2 protein-coding genes are annotated in these 1,879 nt (G+C 40.0%); one reads left to right on the forward strand and one right to left on the reverse strand.

Features of this window, described 5'->3' with window-relative positions:
• Window positions 1-203: 203 nt before the first annotated feature.
• The gene (locus ACEO2X_RS13795) at window positions 204-1,094 is read right to left on the reverse strand and encodes an alpha/beta fold hydrolase (protein ID WP_371972161.1); all 891 of its coding nucleotides are present in this window, start codon (window positions 1,092-1,094) and stop codon (window positions 204-206) included.
• Window positions 1,095-1,215: 121 nt separating this feature from the next.
• On the opposite strand from ACEO2X_RS13795, the gene ACEO2X_RS13800 reads away from it, so the two are divergent.
• Complete coding sequence (locus ACEO2X_RS13800; protein ID WP_096902327.1) at window positions 1,216-1,701, forward strand: DUF4442 domain-containing protein; 486 nt, start codon at window positions 1,216-1,218, stop codon at window positions 1,699-1,701.
• Window positions 1,702-1,879: the final 178 nt, after the last annotated feature.

Raw genomic sequence — 1,879 nt, forward strand, 5'->3', positions numbered from 1 at the left:
AGTTGGGTGTATTTCTTCATCGTGTGCTTTCCAATTGCGGGTTGAAAAAGTCTAATGATTCTATGAATACACCTAACTTTTTCAACTAACTACAAATGTGTTGCACTTGAGATTTGAATCTGCGTTCAAAAAAGAAGCTATTTTATCAGAGATTATGCAGATTGGAGTTGACCAAACATTCAACTCCGACAAGCGTTTCTGATTTAAATTGCTGCAGCATGTGAATTTGCATGACCTAAAGCAAAATCACGGATGGCAGTAGCAACCGCTTGCGGCTGACTAAGAATCGCCCAGTGATTAGCTGCCAATTCCACACGTTGAAAATCATCTACCCAAAGCGACATTTCATCAATCAATTCAGCACCTACAAATTGATCATATTTCAAGACAATAGCTTGCACAGGACAAATTGCATAACGTTGACGCGGCTTTAATAAACGTGGGATAAAATTGGCACGATATAAATTGACGCCATAGCGCCCATCTTTACGGATATTAGGATTGACCGGAATATCTTGATCACGTTCTAAACGCATCACCACCTGACGCCATTGTTCAGGTTGAAAGAACTGCCAAACTGTAGGTGCAAGTGCAGGAAGTTGAAAGGCGGCAATATACCAAGATTTACGCATTTGTTTGAAAAATTTAATTTTATTTTCAGAAAACTGCTTACGCATCCAAAACGCTGCATGATCCAAACATGGGCCTGAAATAGTACTGTAAGATAAAATTCGTCCTTTTAAATCTGGATCAGTTACAGCTTCCCAAGACTGAATTGAACCCCAGTCATGAGCTGCCAAGTGAAATGCACGCTGCCCCAAAACGGCATTAGCAACAGCCATTAAATCTGCAGCCAATTGAGCCAAGCTATAGGCACGAATGGATTTGGGAATGGAGGATTGTCCCGCACCACGTACATCGTAACTCACCACATAAAAATCTTGTACCAACACGGCAATCACGCGTTTCCAGACTACTTGGTTATCTGGATAGCCATGCAGCAAAATCAATGCAGGTGCTGTTTTTTCACCCCAAGTTTTGACATAGAGCTGTTGACGATCAGAGGTTTCAACCCATTGCGTTTGCGCTTGCATATACATCTTTTTTATTTTTATTCACCTTTGTTGCACTCAGCATAACAAAACATGCCATATTGATGCCTAAATTTTAGACTAATATAAGGCATCCAGACTTGAAAGATATAGTTAAAATCATATGAATCTGCTTAAAAAACTACAAAGTATTCCACTTATTTCTAAATATTTTTTAAATCGTTATGCACCCTATCGCGGTGCAGGTATTGAAATTGATCAAATCGATTTAGCCAACCACCATGTCCGTGTCAAAATGCCACTCACCCGCAAAAATCAAAATATTGTCGGCGTACATTTTGGCGGCAGCCTCTATTCCATGGTCGATCCATTTTATATGCTCATTCTGATGCATCACTTGGGTTCAACATATATTGTTTGGGATAAAGCGGCAACGATTCATTTCCTCGCCCCAGGACGCAGTACGGTGTATGCCGATATTCGCCTGAGTGCCGCTGAAGTCGAGGAAATCAAACAGATCGCAGAAGACTATGCGCCTCTGACACGTCAATATACGCTCAATATTGTCGATGAATCAGGTGTACGAATTGCAGAAGTGCATAAAACGTTATATATCCGACGTAAAAAGCCCAAAGCCGTAGCAACGTAATTTTTAGCTCACATAAAAACGCAGAATCTAATGATTCTGCGTTGTTGGTAATATTATAGGACTTACGCATTGACGGATTCAAAAAAGTATTAAAATACTTTATAAAGTATCTGTGATCAGACGAATTAAACATGCTTCTACAGCAACTTGTACATTACCCATTTATATGGGCTTTCTC

Origin of the sequence: Acinetobacter sp. AL9 (genome assembly GCF_041464035.1) — a bacterium.
Classification (GTDB): Bacteria; Pseudomonadota; Gammaproteobacteria; order Pseudomonadales; family Moraxellaceae; genus Acinetobacter; species Acinetobacter towneri.